The 23,342-nt window shown below is 52.8% G+C and carries 13 protein-coding genes and 1 tRNA gene; 7 read left to right on the top strand and 7 right to left on the bottom strand.

Annotated features, from left to right (window positions below):
* The first annotated feature begins 266 nt into the window (after positions 1 to 266).
* From AC5S16_RS12180 to AC5S16_RS12160, 5 genes are all read left to right on the top strand, one after another.
* A complete protein-coding gene (locus AC5S16_RS12180) occupies positions 267 to 3,107 on the top strand; it encodes an RNA polymerase sigma factor (RefSeq protein WP_493930347.1) in 2,841 nt (946 codons plus the stop codon).
* A 46-nt stretch (positions 3,108 to 3,153) separates the two neighbouring features.
* Positions 3,154 to 7,029, top strand: a complete 3,876-nt coding sequence (locus AC5S16_RS12175) for a carboxypeptidase-like regulatory domain-containing protein (protein WP_493930346.1) — start codon at positions 3,154 to 3,156, stop codon at positions 7,027 to 7,029.
* Positions 7,030 to 8,385 (top strand): hypothetical protein, encoded by a 1,356-nt coding sequence (locus tag AC5S16_RS12170; protein WP_493930345.1) that lies wholly within the window; start codon positions 7,030 to 7,032, stop codon positions 8,383 to 8,385.
* 9 nt (positions 8,386 to 8,394) lie between these two features.
* A complete protein-coding gene (locus AC5S16_RS12165) occupies positions 8,395 to 11,988 on the top strand; it encodes an MBG domain-containing protein (RefSeq protein WP_493930344.1) in 3,594 nt (1,197 codons plus the stop codon).
* 297 nt (positions 11,989 to 12,285) lie between these two features.
* Entirely contained in the window at positions 12,286 to 13,257 is a 972-nt protein-coding gene (locus AC5S16_RS12160) for a hypothetical protein (RefSeq protein WP_493930343.1), read from the top strand.
* 71 nt (positions 13,258 to 13,328) lie between these two features.
* Here the strand turns inward: AC5S16_RS12160 and AC5S16_RS12155 are convergent.
* The 5 genes from AC5S16_RS12155 to AC5S16_RS12135 form a co-directional block, all read right to left on the bottom strand.
* A tRNA-Leu gene (locus AC5S16_RS12155) sits at positions 13,329 to 13,416 on the bottom strand.
* A gap of 91 nt (positions 13,417 to 13,507) precedes the next feature.
* On the bottom strand, positions 13,508 to 16,714 hold the full coding sequence (locus tag AC5S16_RS12150; protein ID WP_493930342.1) for an efflux RND transporter permease subunit: 3,207 nt from the start codon (positions 16,712 to 16,714) through the stop codon (positions 13,508 to 13,510).
* Between the two features lie 160 nt (positions 16,715 to 16,874).
* Complete coding sequence (locus tag AC5S16_RS12145) at positions 16,875 to 17,960, bottom strand: efflux RND transporter periplasmic adaptor subunit (RefSeq protein ID WP_493930341.1); 1,086 nt, start codon at positions 17,958 to 17,960, stop codon at positions 16,875 to 16,877.
* A 329-nt stretch (positions 17,961 to 18,289) separates the two neighbouring features.
* Positions 18,290 to 19,063, bottom strand: a complete 774-nt coding sequence (locus tag AC5S16_RS12140) for a LuxR C-terminal-related transcriptional regulator (protein ID WP_493930340.1) — start codon at positions 19,061 to 19,063, stop codon at positions 18,290 to 18,292.
* Positions 19,064 to 19,090: 27 nt separating this feature from the next.
* The gene (locus tag AC5S16_RS12135; protein WP_493930339.1) at positions 19,091 to 19,423 is read right to left on the bottom strand and encodes a PilZ domain-containing protein; all 333 of its coding nucleotides are present in this window, start codon (positions 19,421 to 19,423) and stop codon (positions 19,091 to 19,093) included.
* A 597-nt stretch (positions 19,424 to 20,020) separates the two neighbouring features.
* Between AC5S16_RS12135 and AC5S16_RS12130 the strand changes: the two genes are divergently transcribed.
* Positions 20,021 to 20,413, top strand: coding sequence for a c-type cytochrome (locus AC5S16_RS12130; protein ID WP_493930338.1), 393 nt, complete (start codon positions 20,021 to 20,023; stop codon positions 20,411 to 20,413).
* Positions 20,414 to 20,726: 313 nt separating this feature from the next.
* Here the strand turns inward: AC5S16_RS12130 and AC5S16_RS12125 are convergent, their stop codons facing one another.
* Positions 20,727 to 21,707, bottom strand: a complete 981-nt coding sequence (locus AC5S16_RS12125) for an aldo/keto reductase (protein WP_493930337.1) — start codon at positions 21,705 to 21,707, stop codon at positions 20,727 to 20,729.
* 80 nt (positions 21,708 to 21,787) lie between these two features.
* On the opposite strand from AC5S16_RS12125, the gene AC5S16_RS12120 reads away from it, so the two are divergent.
* Complete coding sequence (locus AC5S16_RS12120) at positions 21,788 to 22,534, top strand: PIG-L deacetylase family protein (protein WP_493930336.1); 747 nt, start codon at positions 21,788 to 21,790, stop codon at positions 22,532 to 22,534.
* Here the strand turns inward: AC5S16_RS12120 and AC5S16_RS12115 are convergent.
* Positions 22,521 to 23,330 (bottom strand): PGN_0703 family putative restriction endonuclease, encoded by an 810-nt coding sequence (locus AC5S16_RS12115; RefSeq protein ID WP_493930335.1) that lies wholly within the window; start codon positions 23,328 to 23,330, stop codon positions 22,521 to 22,523. The genes AC5S16_RS12120 and AC5S16_RS12115 overlap by 14 nt on opposite strands.
* Between the last annotated feature and the right edge of the window lie 12 nt (positions 23,331 to 23,342).

Here is a 23,342-nt window from a genome sequence, read left to right as displayed (position 1 = left end):
TGTGTGAAGGAATTCAAGCCGTAATCAACGTAGTGTTCGATGAGTCGAGGGCGTCGCGCGCCCGCGCCAAAAACCAGCACTCGATGTGGTACCGGCGAAACGGACTATGAGCTTGGAGGGGGAGTGAAAACATCAAACGAAAATGAAGTTTGCATGAATTACATATCAAATAATCATCCGTAAATTTTCAGTTTTCCAATGTGGGATGAAGCCAACTCAGTGCACATTTAGGATGCAGCAAAAAACAAATATCACGACTACTCCTCATGCACCCACTTCCTTTTCCAGATCGCGCGGCCACGACGCCTGAATCTGTCTACGCCTCCAAGTATGACTGGTTATTTCGCTGGGCGATGCATTTCTGCGGCAATGACCACCACGAAGCTGAAGACCTGGTGCAGGACGTATTTATGCAGTTGCTGGTGTCGTGGATGTCTGTGCGCGATATCGAGCACCCGGAAAAATTTCTCTATACGTATCTGAAATATGCCTATCTCATGAGCTGCCGGCGCAAGCGCCGCTATTCATTTCAGACACTTTCAATAGTAGATTTTGAGTCTTTCCACTTGAGCCTGCGCTTCGGAAAAGATTCTGACCCGGCGGAAATGCAAGATCAGTTGTACCGCATCGCGGCCTATTTGAACTGGAGAAAACTATCCACAAAATCTGCGAGCATTCTTCTTCTTCGCTTCTTTCACGGATTCTTTCCTACAGAAATCATGCAGATCGGCCAGCTTACCAGAAAGGCTGTAGACAGGAGTCTGGCACAGGCGCGGGATGAGGTGAGGGGCTACCTTGCAACTCCTGACCGTCTGCACATTATGCATCACGGAGCCCCGCCTGCATCGCGTTCGATTCGCGTTGCATTGCCTACCGTTGAATTTGAACAAGCGCTACGCGATTCAATTTTCCAGGCTCGCGTTGGAGAATGTCTGCCAATAGATGCGCTGAAAGCTCGCTACGGAACAGGCACGCCAATCGAGTGTGAGTTGCTCGCACACATTGTCAGCTGTGAGAGATGTCTCGATCTCATCTGCAAGCGGACAGGGCTGTCGTCGTATTCGGAGCGGTCTTTGTATGAGGCTTCCGGGTTTTCGCAGAGGGAAAAGCCAAAGCAGTGGTCAAACACTTATTCAGCAAAACACGATCCACAGAGCGAAATTTCCATGCGGAAAGGGCACGGCCGCTTCCGTGAGGCCTATGAACATCGCCCGAAAGCATTGGTGGTAGCGGTGGATGGCGAAGTACTGGCTGCAAGGGATGTGAACTCAAAGATCAGCGAACTAAAAGTGGGGATGAATCGCGCGATTCCTACCGAACTCATCGAGATTATGAGCGAGCAGGAGCTGCCGCTGTTGACTCTTCCCATTCCTGGATTGCCGCCAGAAATTCCTCCCTCATTGAGGCAGGAAGCGACTCTGGCTGATGGGCGGTCTATCACTCTAGTGGTCACGTTCACTGCCTCTGGAGCGCTGCTTGAGATCACCTATGTTGATCCTCAGTTTGAGACAGACAATGAGCCGGCGTATAACAACTCGCAATCAGGACAGGTCGCTGAGGCCACGCAGACTCATTCCAGTGAAAGGCCCCCTCGAAAAGCACTGGATGCGAAGATGCCCTGGTGGAGACGCACCAGGGCCCGGCTCTCCAGTCTGCTGGAAAGGGCCCGGCGGCCAAAGTTTTTTGCAGCGGTAATGACTGCTGCACTGACGGTTGCTGGCGTGCTGTTCTTCATTCATCGGCCAAATTCAATTAAGCCAGACAGATTGTTACAGCAAGCAATTGCCGCAGAAAACCCCGTCCCAGAGAAGTCAGCTGATGTCATTCACCAGAAAGTAAAGATCACATCCAAGCATCGCACTATTGAGCGCGACATTTACCGTGATCAGGCACACCGAGCACGCCCTCGACACAAACATCTCAACACTGACGAAAACCAATTAGAAGCAACGCTGGCTGTTGCCAACATGAATTGGGACGATCCACTTTCATCAGTGAGTTATCGCGACTGGCGTGATCATGCTGTTGTAGTGCATGACACTGTGGAGCGTACAAAGGATAATCTTCTCACTCTAACGACAACTGTACGGGGCAGTGCGATTGCCCAGGAAACTCTTACCCTGCGTCCATCTGATTTCCATCCTGTAGAACGGACTGTTCAGTTCCGGGATGATGAACATATCGAAGTAGCAGAGCTGGAATACGAGGTGATGCCCTGGTCCAAAGCCAACCCGGATTGGTTTGAACCCTCAGTAGCAGGCATATCAGTAAGCGTGCATTCCGTCATACCGGCGCCGCACAGCCTAACCATTCTATTGACCGAAGCAGAACTCAATGAAACCGAGTTGCACACACGCTTTGTTTTGAGAAGCCTGAATGATGACATAACCCAACGGCTCGAAATCGAGCGAACATTAAGCGGAATGCAAGTGAAAGGTATTGTCGCAAATGAGGCGCAGAGAAAAACTCTACTGGCGCAGCTCTCCGGGATCGCCCATATCACAACAGCTGTGCGCACGTTTGACGAATTAGCAACAGAGCCAGCTCCGATTGAGCACCCCCGCAGCCTCGTCGTCACAAACAAAGGACCGGATCCAAGTCCGCTCGACATCCTGTTTGAATCCAAAGGCACGTCTGCTCAGATCGCAGGCCGGATAGCCCATCAGATTTTCGAGAGCAGCTCTGCAATTGAGCAGAGCTGTCGTGTGCTGGATGAGCTCGAACATCGTTTCCGTTCGTCCTCTTTAACACCGGAAGGGAAGCAACTCCTGCAAGCGTTTGAGCAACAGGAGCGCGAGCGACTGAACGCAGCCATTGCCCTGGAAAATCAATCACTGGCACAAGCATTTCATGAGAGTGGGATTTCCAACTCACCTATGGAAAGTAAAACTCAGGTATCTGACGGCCTGGCACAAGTAGCTCACGCAAATGCCGATTTCTGCCGTGAACTCCTTTCACAGAAGGACAGGAATCCACGGTCTGCCGTCGATATTTTGAAGGACATCTCCGCGTCTGTAGCGCGGCTTGAGCAAACAATAAACCAAAGTGATCCAACTGCTGCACTTGTAAGACCTTCTCTTTCGTCGGGGATCCAAGACCACAAATAAACGGAAGGTACATGTGCGTTCTCTACTCCTAAGACTATTCGCGGTCATGGTGTGCCTCCTTGCATGCCCCGCGGCGCACGCACAGACGGCTCGCTTCTCCGGACAGGTCACGGACCCGCAAGGCGCTGCTATACGCCGTGCGCAGGTACAGGTGCTGAATCTCGATACACAGGCCAAGCTTGCAGTGGAGACAAACGATTCAGGACAGTTTTCTGTTCCGTATCTTCCCGCAGGGCATTACGCAATCGAGGTGCAGGCGCCTGATTTCAACACCGCAGTAAGTAACACCATTGATCTCAACGTAGGGCAGGCATATGTCTACAACGTGCAGCTGAGCGTAGGGGCTCAGGCAACGCAAGTCAACGTAACGGCGAGCACAGTCACTGAAGTCCAGACAGAAAATGCTGAAGTTACGGGCACCGTCACGGGCAAAGAGGTCACGAGCATAGGTCTAAATGGCCGGAACTTTACACAATTCATCGACCTCGTAGCCGGAGTTAGCAACCAGACTCAACAGGATGAAGCCAAGGTAGGGATGGCCGGAAGTGTGGCCTACAGCGTCAACGGCGGGCGCACCGAATACAACAGCTTTTCCATAGATGGCTCCGACGTGCTGAATACCGGGCTCAACAGAGACCACAGTACCCTTGTCGTTTATCCAAGCCTCGATGCAATTCAGGAGATTAAGGTACTCACTTCCAATTACGGCGCCATGTACCCCAGCACCGGCAATGCAACAACGATTGTCACGACGAAGTCAGGAACCGACAGTTTTCATGGAGTGTTGTATGAATTTCTGCGCAATGAGGCATTCAATTCGAAGGGATATTTTGACGTAACCAAGGGAGCGCCTCTCTATCGCCGCAACGATTTTGGCGGAACGATTGGAGGGCCCATCCGCATTCCTCACATCTACGACGGGCGCGGCAAAACACACTTCTTTTTTTCTGAAGAGGCGCGCATTGAGAAAACACCAACTGCGTACCGACAACCGGTGCCTTCATTGGCTGAGCGGAATGGCGATTTCAGTGATGTGTGCCCTGCCAGCCAAGGCAATGGGACCGGCAGTGGCTTCGACAGAACGCAGTTCCCTGACTGTCCAGGTGGCGGAACTCCTGTACAAGGCTTCACCGGCAACTTTGTGCCCGAGAACCGCAATGCGATAGCCATTCTCAACACAGGTGTTATTCCCTATCCAAATGCTACGTCCGGATGCAATTCGCGTGTCGGATCCTGCTACAACGTGGATGTGTCGCTGCCCACATATTGGAGAGAAGAGTTGTTCCGCATTGACCACTCACTCAACGATAAATGGCAGGCGAGCTTCCGCTATATCCACGATGAATGGGACCAGACAACGCCTGTTCCTCCGTATGCTTTTGTGCAAAACAGCTTTCCTACGATTAATTCTCGCTATTATGGACCCGGTCTTAGTCTCGTGGCGCGTCTTACAGGAGCGTTTTCCTCAACATGGTTGAATGAATTCGTTGCGAGCTACACAAATTCACATATTCGCCTGACGAATATTGCGGGGACTGGAGTAAGCATTCAGCGTCCTGCAGACCTTGATGCTCCCTGCTCAAGTGACGGCCAATGTCCTCTGACAACCATCTTTAATAACGGCAGTAAGGGACTGGATGGAGTGCCAAAGCTGCCCGGCGTCGTAATCGGGGGAAACAACGCCGAGTATGGCGGTAATGGGTTTGCGGTAGATCCGGGCTATATCCCATGGTCACACACCAACCCTACTTATAGTCTTAGCGACAATGTAAACAAGATATTCCAGCGGCATAACTTGCAGTTTGGCCTGCAATGGATTATCTACCAGCGGAACCAGGACAACACTCCTATTGGCGCAGCTACAGGCGATGCCCAGGGAATCCTTAGCTTCAACAATGTCAAATGTGCGAGTTATACGGGGAACGCCTTCGCCGATTTCCTGTACTTCAACCCCGGTAACCCGAGCGCAGGAGACATTTGCAGTTTTCAGCAAGACAGTGGACAGTCCCGTTACAGGCAGCGATATCAAGTTGTCGAACCCTACATTCAGGATGACTGGAAAGTCACGCCGCATCTTACCCTGAATGCCGGCCTTCGTTTAAGCTTTCTGGGGACCTTCCACACTGTCGACAACAACATCTACAACTGGACAGGAAGCCAATATCAGAAGGGCAATGCTCTCGCCGTCGATCCAGGTAGCGGGCAGTTGCTCGATCCTTCCACACTGAACCCTATTCAGATCAATCCTAACAATCCACAGCAGGGCCTGGATCCGCGCATTCTTAATGGTATTGAGCAGTGCGGCAAGAATGGCGTCCCTTCAAGCTGCATGTCAAGCCATCTCTTCAATCCATCGCCGAGGGTTGGCCTAGCCTGGGATATTTTCGGTAATGGCAAGACCGCGCTGCGCGCAGGCTACGGTATTTTCTTCGAGCATGGAACAGCGGATGAAGCAAACTCAGGATCGCTGGAAGGCAGTTCGCCTATAGTGCTGGACATGACTGCGCTCTATCCAGGGGGATGGAGCAGCATAGGCAATGGAATTGCTTACCCAATCAATGTCACAGCCATCCCAACCAAAGCTGTCTGGCCCTATGTGCAGCAATGGAGCACAAGCATCGAACACGAATTGCCGAAGAACATCCTGGCTTCCTTCGCCTATGTCGGCAGCAAAGGAACACACCTGGCAACCGAGCGTCAGATCAACCAGCTAAAACCTCTCGACCCTGCGGCCAACCCTTTCGGTCTGCACCAGCCACTGATCCGGGTTTATGGTGCGGGGAACTATACAGGCGACTGTACGTACACCACTGTTAACAACACCAGCTTTTATACATTATCTACTGGGGCGACAGTTGCATCGGATGCACCTGTTTTTGTCAATATGCAGGCCGCATGTTTTGGCACAAATGCTCAATCAGCAGATAACTTTAATCCGAACAGTCTTCGCCAGTTCGCGCCCGGCATTGGAGAAATATACTCTCTCGAAAATATCGCTACCTCTTCCTACAATGGCTTTCAGGCAACCCTGCGGAGGGTGCAAGGCCCGCTTAGTCTCGGGGTAGCTTATACATACAGCCATTCTTTCGACGATGCTTCCGATCGCTCAGACACGACGTTTGTTAATTCCTTTGATCTGAGGGCGAATCGCGCCAGTTCTAATTTTGATCAGAGACACTTACTACACATCAGCTACATCTATCAGCTGCCTCTAATACATATATTCGATAGCTTTCTTCATTTTACTGATAGTGACCCATCCAACTTAGCTAGCCATCCGAGTGGCGAACCCTATGACCCGAACAAATGGGCCAGCTTAAGATCCGTGCGGACGATTTTAGGTGGATGGGAGCTTTCGGGAATCACGTTGTTTGAGACTGGCATTCCCTTCACGGTGATCAACAACGGAAGTCCGGCCGGCATTTCTACTCTGGACAATGCGGGAGTTGCAAATGGTCAGGGATCGGGCTCTTATCCTGATGTCATTGGTGATCCGCACAGACATATTCCCGGCAACGGCACAACAACATTTGGCAGTGTTGGCCCTCTTCTGCTGAATCCTGGAGCGTTTGTTGCTCCTCGCGGCCTGACTTTCGGCAACGCCGGACGCAATGTTCTGAATAATCCCAAGCGCCTGAACTGGGATGTGGGGCTGCTGAAGACCTTCTCAGTATGGGAATCGATCAGCCTGCAATTTCGCGCGGAGGCCTTCAACGTATTCAATGTCACCCAATTCCGCATTTATGACCCGACTTTAGGAAGCCAGGCCCAGAACACGTTGAGCTGTTATGGCGGATATGCTTCTGGTTACTCAGCTGCCGGAGGTGACGGTGTGGATTGTCTGACAAGCTCGTCATTCCTGCATCCGGTAGATGCTCATCGCCCGCGCACTCTGCAGTTTGCTTTGAAGCTGACGTTCTAAATGAGAAACAAGATAGCCATGTGGAGCTACATGACCAAGAGGGCAAAAACCAAACGGCTTAGTTACGCGCTGGGTATATTGCTTATCGTGTCCGGGTGCTCGAGCACACATTTCTCGAACCCGCCGGTTGTGCAACCATCTCTGCCTGGAGGAGGACAGCCAACCACCAGCAATGCGTACATCGGCACCCAGAATCCTGGCTATTGGTCACTTACTCTGGATAACTCGCAAAAGGTCTTCAGCTATCAGCCAGTCACTTATGCTCCGTCTCCCAATCCCCCAACACAAGGAAGTTTCGTAAACCAGAACAACATCCTCAACTTTGGAACAGTGAATGGAAATTCTGCGGGGATGGCAGTCGAGATGCCCAGCCAGGTCACAACTCTTCGCCCAGGGGACAATACGACTGCCCCCATATCGATGGTGCAAGCACCAGATTGCTTCGCCATTACGGGCAATGTCCGCTTTATCTTCACAGGCATCATCTCGCAGCAACCGCAGCCCAGTGATAGTGATACGACCTATCCAGCTTATGGGGCGATGGTCGCAAGCACTAGCCCGGATGGGAAGACGTGGCAATTCGGCGATGTACGTGGATATCAGCTTCCAGATATTGCAACTGCGGCCGGCATCCCGGTGAGCCTGGCAGACCCTGTCAGCCTCGCAAATGACCCATTAACCTACACTGCCACATGCGCTGCTGCGAATGGCCAGGCTGTAATCACGGCTGACACAGACCCAGCTTTCACTGTACTGCCAACCTTCGCATTTCACCCAGCTGGGTACTTCGTAAAAGACCGCTCTCCCTCGGATACTTCCAGTGTTATTGCTGTAGGTTACTCATTCGGGTGGGCCGGTGTGATTATGCCGAGTTCACCTCTGCAACCTTCTGATATCGCCTCGGTGAGCTATCGTGGGTTTGTTTACGAGCCTGTACCGAACATTACTACTGTTACACAGCCGATTGCTCTTGCGCCGTCACCCGCCAGCAATGGAACCCTTGTGGGCGGAACCTATCCGAATGATGATCCTACCCAGTCGCCGGGCGCGCAGTACACCATCAATCTTGGCAAGCAGGATGCCACGCTGAACGGAGTATTCCCAAACGCGACCCTGGTAATGTCTGATCCTCAACGCATTTGTGGCCTTGTCAACCAAAACGGTTCGGGCATTGTGAGTCCTGGTTTTGACGCTAATGGAAACTCGATTTGCACAACCAAGGGTGTCGTTGTAGCAGGGAAACCCGAAGACAAGTACGTCATTTATTTCACCGCTCTCGATGGAACAGCAGATGTAAATGAGGTTCTGGGAGCAAATCAAGCCTACACACTACAGATGTATCTCTACCAGCAATGAGAAGAAGCTATGACAAATGCAGAGGTTCTGGTCAGAATGAACGGCAGGAGATCGGGAACTATCCGTGAACTTATGTCGCATCGCGCCTTGTTTGCTGTTATCGCTGCGATGTTCATTACGCTAAGTTTGCCTGTACTCGGCCAGAATACGACAAGCATTGGAGTCGGTAAGATCAATATCTTTGCCGGGCAAACGCCTACCGACACCGGCAGTCCATTCTGCCCCTCCGGCAGCAGTTACGGTTACGACAATGTACCTTTAAGCCTGTCTTGTATACCTGCTGGCGCAAGCGGAACCATAATGGATAGCGCTGGCAATATATATTTCGCAAGTATTACCGACAACAATATTTATGTCATCTATTCCGGAACCAGCGAGCCGTCCTTATTAAAGCTGAGGACAGATGTCTCGCCGCAGGCTGGCTACGTTTATCGCATCGCCGGTACTACCAGTGATCTCTCATGTAATCCGAATGAAGATATCACCTGCGGCGACGGCGGATTGGCCGTGAATGCCAAATTCAATTTCAGTGGCTTATTGAATGTGAGTCTGGCCTTTGATACGAACGGAAATCTTTATATTGCAGATTACGGCGATAATGCCATTCGCAAGATTGACGCTTCATCAGGAATTATCTCGACTGTTGTTGGCGACAACACACACCAGTATGCCGGCTATGGCGCGTATTCTTCGGCTGTCATCAGTTTGTTATACGGTCCAGATGGAATCGCTTTTGATTCTTCAGGCAATCTCTATATCTCGGATTCCAACAACTTCATCATCAGCGAAGTCAATCTTCAGTCTCAGACAATTACTGTTGTTGCAGGAACTCCGCCTACCCCCTGGAATGGGCTTGCCAGTAATGGTCCGACCAGCACTGGTGCACCCTGCTTGGGTGGATCTTGCGGGGACGGAGGAAACGCAACAAGCGCGCAGTTATGCTACGCGTTTGGAGTTTCCGTCAACAGCGCTGGCGACATTCTCATCGCGGACTGTTCCGCGGTCCGCAAGGTAAATAGCGCGTCAGCAAAAACCGGCGCTGGAACTATCAATACCGTTGCCGGTCAGTTGACAGCGTCCGATGGCTCGTTCCCAGCTGTATGCGACTCGAGCAAAATACCGAACTGCAACGATGGGCAGCCAGCAACAAGCGCTTTTTTGGGTTCACCTACATTCGTCTATCAGGACCCCGGCGGGAACCTGCTCATAGCGGACAGCGGTGCAAGCTCTCTTCGCGTGGTAGATACCTCTGGCATTATCAATGCCGCAGTAGGTCAAACGGGAATGGCCGGTTATGCTGGTGATGGCGGAACAGCAAATCAGGCGCTTCTCAATGGACCTGCAAGCTTCACATTCGACAGCAGTGGGAACCTGTATGTTGCTGATAGCCTAAATGGTCTGATACGCGAGGTAACTGCACCTCCACCGCTCAAGCAGCAGACAATCACTTACTCCGGGCCGACGTCTGTTACATATGGGAGCGCAGCGCTTGATCTCAGCCAGGATTTCGTTCCCACAGATCCTTCTACCGGCAACCCAAACGGACTGTCTATCTCTTCGTTCACACTAGGATCCGGCAGCCCTGGAACTTTGAATGGCTTCCTCCTCACGACTACCGGAACGGGGACTATCTCGGTAACTGCAACACAAGATGGGGACTCAACCTGGTCCCCAGCCACGCTAAAGCAAAGTATCAGCGTGACGCCTGCAACCTTGACAGCCACAGCTTCCAATCTGACTCTACAGGACGGCCAGCCCATCCCTGCGAATCTTCCCTACGCTTTTAGTGGTTTTGCTTCAGGAGACACGCAGTCCTCAGTGGTTAAGGGCACGCCAATTGTTGAGGTCATAGATGCAAAGGGCTCCCCTATACCTGCGGGGACTGTACCTGCCCCAGGAGCTTATACAATTCGAATTGCAAAAGGCACGTTATCGGTAAACCAGAACTACACACTGAACTTTGTAAACGGTTCCCTGCTGGTGACTCAGGGTCAATCGCAGACGGTCAATATAACCGGATTTACACCGCCAGCTACCTACGGCGACGCCAACTCCTCTTTCAGCTTTAATGCGACTGCAAGCTCCGGCCAGCCAGTCGATGTAGCATTTACCGGCACGGCTCCTGTCAAAACCCAACAGACCAGTTCCGGATGGTCGGTCACTGTAGCCGGAGCGGGAACGGTAGTCATTACAGCCACGCAGGCGGGAAACACGCAATACGCTCCGGCGACGGCGACAAAGTCCTTTACCGTAAATCCAGCACCGCTGACTGTCACAGTCAATAACCTGCAGACTTCTTTCGGTACAATTCCTGCCTTTACCTGCAGTGCGCGGACTTTTGCTGACTGTACTCTGTCAGGATTTGTCGGGGGCGACACTACGGCAGTGATCAGCGGCGGGGCAACGATAAAGACAACTGCAACAACATCCTCTGACCCTGGACAATATCCCATCACTTTGACTCAGGGGACACTCTTCAGCCAGAACTATACCTTCAAATTTCTCAATGGCACGCTGACAGTGAATCCAGCGTCACAGCAGATCAATAATTTTGCCGCGCCCGCTTCGGTTCAGTACCCAACTCCGGGCACTGTGAGTGCCTATCCTTTAACAGCATCGACAAACTCAGGACTCCTCATACAGTATTCAGCGACCGGCGCTGTCGCCATCAATCCCGACGGCGCCAGTTTTGCCGCAATCGGCGTAGGCCCGGCGAGCATAACCGCTATGGCATCCGGCGATACGGACTACGCACCTACTTCGGCAACCATTAACTTCACTGTAGGCATGGGCGTTCTCGAAATACATGCGCTCGATACGTCCCGCCCTTATGGAGCTGACAATCCTCAGTTCGGCTATGATTTCGGACCAGGCAATCCGGCCCCGCCGGCAAACTTGTTGTCCGGAGCGCCTGTATTCTCAACGCCTGCTGCTTCAGACTCACCGACCGGGATGTATCCAATCATCCCAGCTATTGGGACGCTCTCTTCTCCTGTATATAGCTTTAACTTTGTCAACGGAACACTTACAATCACTCAGCCTTCCACTTATACCTTGACCGTAAGTCCCGCAGCTGTCACGGTCCCGCGCGGCCAGAGCCGCCAGGTCACGATTACTCTCACTCCCATTAACAATTATTCCGGTTCGGTCACCATTGGCTGCAGCGGCTTGCCGGTTGGAGTTACATGCACTGCAAGCCCCGCGCAGCTAACGCCTCCAGTGAGCTCCGCAACAGGAAATGCAAATTCCATCAATGGAACCTTGACCATCTCTGCCGGGCAAGCAGTAGCTTCAACAGTTCCTGTTTCATCGCAAAATAACATGCTTGCTGCCAGCTTTTTTTATCTGCCCGGTACATTGTCCGGGTTGATTCTTATCTTCCGGCGCAAGCAACTTAGGAAGTCGCCACTACTGTTCGGCATCTTCCTGGTGCTTGTGCTTATGACCACCACTACTAGTTTTTTGGCTTGCGGCGGAGGAAGTTCGTCAACAGGCACAGTAGCTGCTGGCACAACACAGATCATGATTACCGGCTCCGGAACGGAGAGTGCGGGAACAGGCAATGTCAGTGCAACCGTGGGCCTGACGGTCACAATTCAGTAAAACTTCGGACTCGAGTGGCCCATAGGGTAGTAGTTCATGTGGGTCGAGGTTTCTCGATGATGGAAACTTTGCCATCGCCTCGGACCACCAAAGTTAATGAAAGCGCGTGTGATTTCGCGGCAGCACTGGAAAACCGCTCCAGTTTCAGTGCGCGAATAACAAGAATGAGCATTTCGGTATTCTTGAGAGCCGGATCTCTCTGGTTCTTGTTACCAACTGTCGCCATTGCTCGTGAAGGCGACTCACGAAATGCGGCTAAGCATTTACGTAAGAGGTGGTGAAATGCATATGCAAATCATGAAAACCCTTGCTGCAGCCACGCTGGCATTTGCCACGCTGGCATCGTTTGCACAGACAATTAAGACACGGATCAGCTTTTCGCAGCCCATCGCTGGAATTGCTGCCAACCCCATCACGAACAAGATTTATGTTGTTGCTCCGTCTTTTGGCGGCGCCACAGATAACCTTGCTGTCATCGACAGCAAAACCGATACGGTCGTCGAGAATATTCCAGTGCCTGTTGGCGCGTATCTTCCAGCTGTGAATTTCATTACAGACCGCATCTACATTGCAAGCTGCAATTTCAACATTGATCCAACTCCATGCTTTGTGACCGTAGTCAATGGGAAAAATCACAAAGTGATCGCACAGATTCCTGTAACAACGACATCGGGCAATGGCCTCCAGGGTATTACCGTTGATCCGATTACAGACAAAGTGTACGTCGCCGACAGCGACAACAACGTCGTTGACATTATCGAGGGCTGGAATAATAAAATCGCCGGCACGATTCCGGTAAGCGGAGGCGCCCCCAATGGGCTTACGATCAATCCATTGAATAATCGCCTGTATGTTCCTCTCGGGAATAACGAAGTGGAGGTGATTGATGCCCGCACCAGGACAGCACTGGCAACTACAACGTTTGGCAGCAACACAGCCTTTGCTGCTGTTAATTGGCAGACTGGCCATGTTTTTGTCACAAATTCTGTCTTCGGTCCTTCTACCACAGGAGTGTTAGATAAAAAAGGAGCCATATTAGCATCAGTATCCGTCGGTGACACGCCGTTTGGTCTGGATGTCGATCAGTTCACCAACCTGGTTTTTGTGGCCAGCACTGCTCTGAACAATGTTACGGTGATTGATGGCTCCAACAACACAGTCAAGGCTACGGTTCCTGGGGTTCCGGCAAGTTTCGTCGCTGTTAACTTCTCTGCTGGAAAAGCATATGTCGCTGGCAATAATGTAGTCAGCGTTCTCACAGAAAAGTAAGCCCTTGCATAGATAGCGTGGCTTGTCTGCATGCTATCTCTGTATTTACAGAGGCTTAATGGGAGGTTCTATGGTGCCGGGAGGGGGGGTCGAACCCCCACGACCGCAAGGGTCGGCGGATTTTGAGTCCGCTGCGTCTGCCAGTTCCGCCATCCCGGCTTTTTGGGTGGGCTTTCAACAGACTAAATGATGCTTGCAGCAAAAGAAAGAGGAGCCTCAACGGCTCCTCTTTTTCGCCTGTGATTGCAGTTCAATTCGATGATGAGAGCGCGCCTTCCGGCACTTCTTCTTCTTCGCACTCTTCCGGCTTGCGGCGCGTGCGCTTGAACTTGCTCAGAATGGTGCTGAGGATCACGTACAGCACAGGAATGAAGATCAGGTTCAGGAAGGTCGACACCACCATGCCGCCGACAATCGCTGTACCGACTGAGTTGCGTCCCTTTGCGCCTGCGCCCGTCGCGAAGTAGAGCGGGAACACGCCGAGGATAAACGCGATGGAAGTCATCAGAATCGGCCGCAGGCGGAGCTCGGCTGCTTCAATCGCGGCATCGACGATCGAACGTCCATGCAGGCGGAGCTGCTCGGCAAATTCGACGATCAGAATCGCGTTCTTAGCGGCGAGTCCGATCAGCATCAGCAGTCCGATCTGTACGTATGCATCGTTAGAAAATCCGCGCAGTGAAACCAGCTCGAGTGCACCGAGTACAGCCATGGGGACGGAGAGGAGAATGATGAAAGGCAGCGCGAAGCTTTCATACAGAGCGGCCAGCGTGAGGTAAACCACGATGATGCCGAGACTGAAGATGATGATTGCCTTGCCCTGCGATTCGACTTCTTCGAGCGCCAGTCCGCTCCAGGTGTAGGTCATGCCCTGTATCTTGTTTTGCTGGAAGAGTTCTTCCATCGCCTTAAGGCCCTGCTCAGAACTGAAGCCTGGCGCAGCGGAGCCGTCGATTTCCGCCGAACGGAACAGGTTGAAGTGATTGATCACCTGCGGTCCGGCTGCATCGCTGATCCTTACGAGGTTGTCCAGCGGGACCATGCCTCCGCCATTGGAGCGCACGTAGTACTGGCGCAGGTCACTCTCCTTCATGCGGAAAGGATGGTCAGCCTGGATGTAGACACGATAGGAGCGATTATTAAAGTCGAAGTCGTTGATATACTCCGATCCCATATAGACGCCGAGCGCGTTCGTGACCTCGCTGATGGGCACGTTCATCGCTTTGGTCTTTTCGCGGTCGATCTGAAGCAGCAGCTGCGGATCATTGGCCGTATAACTGGTGAAGAGATTCATCAGGTCCTTGCGCTGACGGCTTCCCGCTACGATCTTATGCGCGACTGTATCGAGATCCTGCAGCGTGTTCCGGCCAAGGTCCTGCAACTGGAACTCAAAACCGCCGAAGCTGCCAAGACCCTGCACTGCCGGCGGCTCGAAGACAGCAATGATTCCGCCCGGAAGCCCGAATAGTTGTGGCGTCAGGCGCTGGACGATGTCGCCCGCGCCATGTCCTTTGCCGCTCCGTTCGTCAATCGGCTTAAGCGGAACGAAGATCAATCCATAATTGGGGGCGCTGCCGCCGGAAAGGCTGAATCCAGGCACAGCAAACGTTCCGAACACATCGCGATCTTTCAGGATCAGGTCTTCCGCTCGATGTGACAACTCGGTTGTGTAATTCAGCGATGCGCCGGGAGGTGTCTGCACCACGCAGATCAGGTAGTTCTGGTCTTCCTGCGGAATGAATCCGGTTGGAACATGGGTGTATACGAAGACCGTTGCTGCAAGTCCGGCAAAAAAGATGAGCAGCATCAGGTACCGCAGACGCAGCGTGATGTGGATGATGCGTGCATAGGTCTTACCCATCCACAGAATCACCGCTTCCACGCCGTGAGCAAATGCGGAATAGCCGCGCGCAATGAACTTGATGCGCGTCCAGTCCAGCATCTTGTACTTCTCTTCTTCGCCGCGCAGGAAGAGTGCCGCGAGCGCCGGAGAAAGCGTCAGAGCATTGAAGGCCGAGATGGCGATGGAGAAGGCGATCGTCATCGCGAACTGCTTGTACAGAATGCCCGTCGTGCCGGGGAAGAACGACACGGGAATAAACACCGAGATGAGCACAAGCGACGTCGCGATGACAGCGCTGGTCACCTCGCCCATGGCCTCGGATGTGGCCTTGTGCGGATCGCAGTGTTCGAGCGAGATATGCCGCTGTACGTTCTCGATGACGACGATGGCGTCGTCGACGACGAGGCCTGTCGCCAGAATGATGCCGAACATGGTCAGCGAGTTGATTGAGAAGCCAAACGCCTTGATAAAGGCGAAGGTTCCAATCAGCGATACCGGGATTGTGATCGCAGGAATGACCGTCGCGCGCCAGTCGAGCAGAAAGAGGAAGATGACCGCGATGACGATGACAATCGCTTCTTCGAGCGTCGAGATCACTTCCTTGATCGAATCGCCTACGACCGTTGTCGTGTCAAAAGCGATGACATACTTAATGCCCGGCGGAAAGGATTTCGACAATTCAGCCAGCTGCGCCTTTGCGGCTTTGTCCACATCCAATGCATTCGCATCTGACAGCTGCTGTACACCGACGCCGATGGCCTCGTGCCCGCTGTATTCGAGATTCGTGTCGTAAGTTTCAGCGCCCAGCTCGGCATGGCCTACATCTTTCAACTGCACGATGCCATTTGGCGTGTTCTTGAGAATGATCTGCTCAAATTCTCTTGGATCGGAAAGACGCCCGACTACGCGCAGAGTAATCTGAAAATTCTGTGTGGCCGGAGCCGGCGGGCGTCCCAGCTGTCCGGAAGGTATTTCAATGTTCTGCTCCTGGATGGCATTGATGACGTCTGTTGCCGTGAGATTGCGCGCGGCCAGCTTGGTCGGGTCGAGCCAGATGCGCATTGCATACTTGCGCTCGCCGAAGATCACTACATCGCCGACGCCTTTGATTCTCTTCAGCGTGTCCTTGACATAAACATCAAGATAATTCGAGATGTATTGGTTTGAGACGCTCCCGTCCGGCGAAAAGAAGCCGGCTGCGAAAACGAAGTTCGGGTTGGCCTTCGTAATCGTAATACCGGTGTTCTTGATTTCCTGCGGCAAGCGGCCTTGTGCCGTGGACACGCGGTTCTGTACGTCGACAGCAGCAATATTGAGGTCGTATCCGGTATTAAACGTTACGGTAATGGCGCTGGTGCCGTCATTCGAACTGGTCGAGGTCATGTAATGCATGCCCTCGACGCCGTTGATCTGCTGTTCTAGCGGAATGGTAACTGCCGATTCGACAACCTGCGCGTTGGCGCCGACATAGTTGCTCGTCACCTGAACCTGCGGAGGCGCCAACTGCGGATAAAGCGAAATCGGCAATGTTGGGATTACTGCCGCGCCCGCAAGAATAATAAGCAGCGCGCAAACGGTCGCAAATACGGGACGGTGAATGAAGAAATCTACCACGCGAAAACCCTCTTCTCGCCAGTGGGCGTCACGAGCCCTGAATCGTATCTCTTTGTCAATCTTGAGCGGGTGATGCAGTTTCTTAAAACTTGTCTTTCCTGAACGAAGGACCTGCTTTCACCCGCATTGCCACTTTAGGCGTCATCCCTGGTGGCTATATTTACCCCATAGGCTGCACCGGCGCGCCATCTACAAGCATCTGCGTGCCGGAGACGATCACCTTGTCGCCAGAAGTGAGGCCAGACTCGACTGCATAGTTGTTGCCAATCGTATCGCCGAGTTTTACCGAGCGCTGTTTGGCGACAAACTTTCCGTTATCGCCCTGAGCCACGTAAACAAAAGTCTGTCCGCCGAGACGCGTCACAGCCAGCACCGGCACCGTTGGAAGCGGCTCAGTTGACCAGATGACCTTGGCTTTCAATAGCTGCGATGTCCGCAATTGAGGCGAACGCACAGGAGCCTTGGCCAGGATGCCTTGCAGCTGGTCATCGACCTGCGGCGAAATGAAGTTGATCGCAGTGCGCTCGATCTTATTGCCGCTGTTGTCCTGAATATCCACAGGAAGCCCCAGATGCACTTCGCTTGCACGCTCAGAAGGAATATAGATGTAGGCTTCGAGATCGCGATTCTCATCAACCGTGGTCAGCATGGTTGTCGTGGATACATAATCGCCCACGTGCACTGGAACGTCACCGATAATACCGTCGAACGGCGCGCGAATCCGGTAGTAGGCCAGCTCTTTTTCCTGCGTCTGGCGAGCGGCTACTGACGATTCATAATCGGCCTTCGAATTTTTGAAGGACTGCTCCGCCTGGTCGAGCGTATCGCGGCTGGTCACGCCTGCGGCATAAAGCTTGCGCTGGCGCTCGACTTCTACCTGATTATATTGATACACAGCCAGCTTCTGCTGCTCGGTTGCCTTCTGCGATTCGACCGTCGCTTCCTGCTTCAGCGGATCGATCACCATCACCAATTGGCCCGCCTTCACATGATCACCCGAACGCACGCTGATGCTGATCAGGTTGCCGGCTACTTGCGGGGTAATGGTTGCCGAACGGCGCGATTTAATGGTGGATACGTATTCATCAGCGCGCGGCACGGGCTGCGGCGAAACCAGCACCGTCTGCACAGGCAATGCCTGTGCCCCCGCCGCGCCTGCACCGGCCTGTTGCGCCGGTTTGCTGCAGGCGGTAAGAAGAGAAGCTAAAAATAACGTGCTAAGTATGATTTTGCCTTTACTTTCCACGACTGGGCCTCAAACTATCTCTCTGGAATTCCCCGGACGAAAAAATCGCAACAGGACTGTTTACTCTGAAATCAACTCAAAAATACCACTGTCTGGCCTCGGGCATGAAGATGAAAACACGCAGGCAAAAAACATATTCCACGCCGAGTGATTCTTGGATGAGACAGAATTCCCGCTAGCTTCAAACAATTTATCAATATCTTAGAGACGAGCCGCAGCCCAGGCCCTGGCTCCGGGAGTTAGAGCCAAACACTTGAAATGGATAGACTTGCAGACAACTACGGGCAGGCGTATCCCGCATCATGGCAGATTAAGGAAAAATATCCTTCCTAGAAAGCCTTTGTTGTCGCGGTCGCAATCGTTGGAATCACACCATTCGCCTTTACAGCATTAGCTGCATTCTTCAGGTGGATTTTGTTGTTCAGCGAATAGAGGGCCAGCTCAAGACGGTCAGAGACACCCAGCTTGTCATATATCTTGCGCAGGTAGTTCTTGATGACCTGCTCGCTGGTCCCCAGTTCATGTGCGATTTCCTTGTTGCGCTTACCCTGCGTGATGCAATTAATGATGGCCAGCTCTTTTGGCGAGAGCCTGGGATGGTTTCTTGAATTAGATAGAACCGTAGCCTGTGAACGATATGCCTCGATCACCCAGGACACTGCCTTGTTATCGATCCACATTTCTCCCTGAGAGACTTTGCGCACACACTTCACCAGCATTTCGGGAGGAATCGAGCGAGGGATAATACCGCGCGCACCATTACGGTAGAGCTCAACGGTGCGGGTTTCATCGGCCGCTGCTGCCTCTACAATGATCTTCAGTTCGGGCGCCTGCCGCTGCAGCTCGGCAACGATGTCGACATGGCCGGAAATCAGGCTGCCTTCGATGATCAGCACATCTGCCTGCTGGTCGGAAATCGAGAGCTGCAGATCATTCAGGTTGTCAAACTGAGCAATGACGCGAATATCGTTCTCAGCGGCAAAAATCTTGCGCACGCCTACGCGATAGATGACCTGGGAATCCACGAGAATGACTCGAATGGGCTGCTTGACTGTTTCCAGCCTCGCAGTGTCTGCGGGAACAACTTTTGCTTCCGATGCCATGGTTCTGCTCTTCCTATCCAAACTTATTTATTGGAAGCGGTACTCGTCGATGCTCGCAGCTGCAAAATAGCTTGAGTCTTCTTTATAGGAGCGCACCACCCGCCCAGTACAATGCACCGCAGCCGTGTTATCGTCACATAACACTTCAGCAGGAATCTCCAGCAGAAATTCAACCGGCGCGCCTTCTGGCAAATCTTCGCTCAGGCGAAACAAAATGCCATTTGCGGAGATATTCTCTGTCGTTCCTGATAATTCGCGATTTTCAGAGAGAATACGCACCGGCAGGTGCAGAGGAAACCGGACGGAGAAACGCGATCCGTTTTTGTCAGCTTCGAAAGAAATCGACTGTTCCGCCGTCATTTTCTTATGACCACTCTGGATTTCGCTTCCTGCTAGCTTCGATGCAATCGGGAAATCCAGAACTATCCTGAATTACTAAAGTGTACATCGAAAACGTAACCAAAGGCCGTAAAAATTTGCTTGCTTCCGTTATCGTATGTGAAGCCAGCCAGCCTTAAACATGAAAAACTGGTTTTAAAGATGTAAATTATTCACGAACTACCCTGCCTGACGATCCCGATCGACCTTGCCTGCAGTCCGCATTGGGAGATTGCCTGAGGTATTTACTACCCCGACAACCGACCTAAGTGTCATAGTGGCAAAGACGGGATAGCCGTTTCATTTCCCTCACGGCCAGGTATTCCGGGGCGAAAAATTAGACATTCAAAATTGCAGATAACAGTATTCGTGTAAAAATTACGCATTTTACTGCAGTTATTGGTGAACCTGGAGCGAACTGCTGGCTAATAGCGCGGCAGAGCTACTCCTTTAGATGTCCATTCGTGGAATTGTCTGTCTGGATGCGGACGTTTCGGTCTTACCAAAAGCATCTTTCCAATGCCGCTTCCGGCGGTGTACTATGCTCGGCGATTTCACCTGTACATCCTGGAGGCCGCTGTGTTGAAGCCATTGCTCGCATCTTCAGCGCTGCTGCTGGTTGCTTTGCTCTCTGCCGCTCAAAACCAGCCAACGACGCCATCATCCCAAGTGAACCCCGTTAAAGCCACTCCCGAATCACAAGCCCACGCCAAAAAAATCTACAGCTATGACTGCTCCATGTGCCATGGCGAGAAGGGCGACGGTAAAGGAGACGTCGCCGACTCCATGAAACTGACCCTGCGCGATTACACCAAGCCCGATGCCCTCAAGGACATGACTGATGCCCAAATCTTCGACGTAATCAAAAACGGTAAAGGCCAGATGCCAAGCGAAGGCGACCGTTGCAAGCCCGACGATATCTGGAACCTGGTGATCTACCTTCGCTCCATATCGAAGAAGTCGATTACCTAGTTCTATCGATGGCTGGGCAGCACGTTCCAGATGGATGGATCTTCCTGCCCCAGCACCCATGAGCAGAAAACCCCGAAGCCCGCGCTCACGCACGAGGTTGTAGCGCTCGCGGGAAGGTCCGTTCATCGGTAAAGAAAATCCATTCGCGCATGTCATCGCGATAGAACCAGGTCCACGCCGTGCGGTCGACCGGGTCCCACTCGATCTTGAACCAAGGCCAAAAACAACACAAACTTTTTCATATAGGTGTAACAATATCGTCTGATGAAAAGGCCCTCCATGAGAGGGCCTATGTACTTAAAATGGTTGATGCTTAGTTCTTGAGAAACTCTTCGATCCGCGCGCTTTCTTCTTCGCTCAGACGGAAGGTCGCGGCTGGCAGCACGCCATCCACCTGGTCTGGACGACGCGCGCCGACAATGGCCGCGGTAATGGCTGGATGCCGCAGCGTCCACGCGATGGCAACCACTCCGGGCTCCACGTTGTGCGCCTTGCCGATCTCGCGCAGCAGCTCTACCAGTTTCAGATTGCGGGAGAGCTTTGGCTCAGTAAAGTTCGTGCTGCGCTTGCGCCAGTCATCTTCCGGAAGGCTCTTGATGCGCTCGGCTGTCATCTTGCCCGTCAACAGGCCCGAGACCATAGGCGAGTAATTGATGACGCCTATATTGTTCTGCTGACAGAAGGGCAGGATTTCCGCTTCAATGTCGCGCCGCAGCATCGAATACGGTGGCTGCAGCGACGCGATGGGCGCAATCTTCTGAGCGCGCTTCATCTGTTCGACGCTGAAATTCGAAACTCCGATGTAGCGCACTTTTCCCTGCTCCTTGAACTTCGCGAGCGTTTCCCATCCTTCTTCAATTTCACTTTCGGGATCGGGCCAGTGAATCTGATAGAGGTCGATGGTGTCGACTTGCAGGCGCCGCAGAGAATTCTCAATCTCTTCCTGAAGCGAAGCGGCCTTCAGACTGCGATAGATCTGCCGCTTGTCGTCCCAGCGCATCGAGCACTTGGTGAAGACATAAGGTTTCACACTTACATTCGACAGCGCCTTTGCGACCACTTCTTCTGAGTGCCCCAGACCGTAAACCGCAGCCGTATCGATCCAGTTGATGCCACAGTCGATGGCGCGTTCGATGGTCTTGATGGACTCATCATCATCCTGTGCGCCCCAGCCATATTCCCAGTTACCCCCGCCAATGGCCCAGGCTCCGTAACCGATGGGCGTGAGCTGCAGGTCGGAATTGCCGAGCTGACGCGTCTTAAACTCTGTCACTGTAGGATTGCTGATAGACATGTCCTTATGATGCGCCGGGCATGTCCAGAGCTTCAATACACTGGAAATTCATAGCCGGTTCATTTTAAGGAGCAGCTACATTGCCATATCGCCTGATGTGCCTCACCGCGCACCCCGACGACGAGAGCGGAGCATTCGGAGGAGCGCTGCTCATGACGCACGATCTGGGCATTGAAACCAGCGTCCTATGCCTTACCCAGGGTGACGCCGGGAGCTTTCGCGGCAGCGCCAAAAGCGCAGAGGAGCTGGCGCAGATGCGCCGCGCCGAACTTGATGCCGCATCAAAAATCCTCGGCATTACAAGCACGGAAGTTCTGGACTACCCCGACGGCGCGCTCGATCAGCAGAACTTTTATGAACTTGTGCGCGTGCTGATTGCCCGTATCCGCGCGCAGCGCCCGCAGGTCATTCTCACCTTCGGCCCCGATGGAGGCGTCAATCTTCATCGCGACCACACCGTTGTTTCGCTCGCGGCGACGGCAGCCTTCCACTGGGCGGGACGCGCACAGTTCTTTCCTGATGCAGGCAAACCGTATGCCCCACAGAAGCTCTACTACTCGAGCACGCCCTTCATTTCCGTTTACAACTCAAATGAGGGTGCTGATGCTGCGCGTGTACCCTACTCGCTGACACTTGAATTGGGCAAATGGAAAGAGCAGAAGATCGAGGCCTTCAAACAGCACATCACCCAGCATGGAGTGATGGAGCGTGTCCGCGATTTTATTGACCGGCATTTTGACTATGAGCAGTACCTGCTTGTTGCCTCGCGCGATCCCCGGCCGCTTGCTCAGGATGATGCACTCTTCGCCGGAGTCACCGAAGACTGATCGCTATTCCGTATTTCACGGCGAGAAATTCCTGAAGGTCATCTGGAATAGCGCTCGCGAGTTCCTGCCATGTGAGCAGCTTGAGCCGGCAGCGAAGATCGAAGAGGCGGACTGCCCGCATGACTCGGTACCATGCCTCGATCAGATCAGGACGGCGGGCATCACAGAAGACGCAGAAAGAACAGCCAGTCGCATAAGCCGCCAGCGTTCCTCGTATGAGTTGATAGCTGCAGTATCTGCCATCCCGGGAAGGCAGCTCAGAAAGATCGAAAACGGTTTCGAGGTTGCTATAGCGGGAGATCAGATCGAACCTTGCGAATTGGAAATCCGATTCCGTCAGCTTGGCTTCGACCAGAAGATGATCGAGCTTCATATCGATCTCTGTATTGTCAGCCTTGCTGTTATGAAAGGGCGTGCGCGGTTTGAACCCGAACTCCGGCGCCGCATCTGATCCAATTCCAAGCATCGCCTGAACACCTGCCGAAGCCATTACGCCTGGATGGCAGAAGATGTTCATGAGCAATGCATCGGAACTGTGCGCGCAATCCAGTTCCTTCCATTGCCAGTCTGCGCGCACTCTGGATCGTTTGAAAGCCGTATGCACCTTGAGGAGCCGCTTCGCCCATTGCGGATTCGCGGAAATCCTGTCGTAGGCGCGCGGATGAAAGTTTCCATTTCGTGGAAAAAGCACGCCCGGAATCTCACCATCCGTCTGCTCACAGGAAAATCCACGATCCTTCGCAAAGGCCAGCGCGCGAAGACTCAGCTCCGTTCGCAGACTGATACCGTCCGGCATGGATTCCATCAT

This window comes from Acidobacterium sp. FHG110202_01 (genome assembly GCF_059115305.1).
This window is presented reverse-complemented; position numbering and strand designations above follow the sequence as displayed.

What these genes read in the sequence shown, in the direction of transcription:
- AC5S16_RS12175 (WP_493930346.1), top strand. Translation starts at nt 3,154, where the DNA reads ATGGTGTGCCTCCTTGCATGCCCCGCGGCGCACGCACAGACGGCTCGC.
- AC5S16_RS12140 (WP_493930340.1), bottom strand. Translation starts at nt 19,063, where the DNA reads ATGGCATCGGAAGCAAAAGTTGTTCCCGCAGACACTGCGAGGCTGGAA.
- AC5S16_RS12165 (WP_493930344.1), top strand. Translation starts at nt 8,395, where the DNA reads ATGACAAATGCAGAGGTTCTGGTCAGAATGAACGGCAGGAGATCGGGA.
- AC5S16_RS12180 (WP_493930347.1), top strand. Translation starts at nt 267, where the DNA reads ATGCACCCACTTCCTTTTCCAGATCGCGCGGCCACGACGCCTGAATCT.
- AC5S16_RS12160 (WP_493930343.1), top strand. Translation starts at nt 12,286, where the DNA reads ATGAAAACCCTTGCTGCAGCCACGCTGGCATTTGCCACGCTGGCATCG.
- AC5S16_RS12125 (WP_493930337.1), bottom strand. Translation starts at nt 21,707, where the DNA reads ATGTCTATCAGCAATCCTACAGTGACAGAGTTTAAGACGCGTCAGCTC.
- AC5S16_RS12135 (WP_493930339.1), bottom strand. Translation starts at nt 19,423, where the DNA reads ATGACGGCGGAACAGTCGATTTCTTTCGAAGCTGACAAAAACGGATCG.
- AC5S16_RS12170 (WP_493930345.1), top strand. Translation starts at nt 7,030, where the DNA reads ATGAGAAACAAGATAGCCATGTGGAGCTACATGACCAAGAGGGCAAAA.
- AC5S16_RS12115 (WP_493930335.1), bottom strand. Translation starts at nt 23,330, where the DNA reads ATGCCGGACGGTATCAGTCTGCGAACGGAGCTGAGTCTTCGCGCGCTG.